Consider the following 365-nt stretch of genomic DNA (forward strand, 5'->3'; position numbering starts at 1 on the left):
AGCAGACCCTTCGACGGCACACCGTTGACGGCGTTGACGTCCCAGTCGTTGATCGCGCGCGGGTTACCGGTCGACTCCCGCATGATGTTGCGCTTCACGCCCTCGTACGAGGCCGGGATGCCCTTGGCCTTCATGATGTCCAGGGCCTCGGAAATCCAGCCCTCCAGGTCGTCCGCGTACACCTTCGGCGCAGGGGCGGCAGCGGGCTTCTCGATGGGCTTGCGGGCGGTGGAGCGGTTCGCGGCCTGCTTCTCGGCACGCTCCTTGTCCGCCTTCGCCTTCGCCTCGGCCTTCGCCTTGGCGTCGGCCTTGGCCTTGGCCTCGGCCTTGACCTTGGCGGCCTCGGCCTTCGCCTGCGCGGTGGC

At 68.8% G+C, this 365-nt stretch carries 1 pseudogene; it reads right to left on the reverse strand.

The features are described 5' to 3' along the window. Positions 1–365: pseudogene (locus ACSNOK_RS33540) on the reverse strand (transglycosylase SLT domain-containing protein); the annotation flags it as partial.

This window comes from Streptomyces sp. URMC 126 (genome assembly GCF_051386555.1).
In the GTDB taxonomy this organism is placed as follows: Bacteria; Actinomycetota; Actinomycetes; order Streptomycetales; family Streptomycetaceae; genus Streptomyces.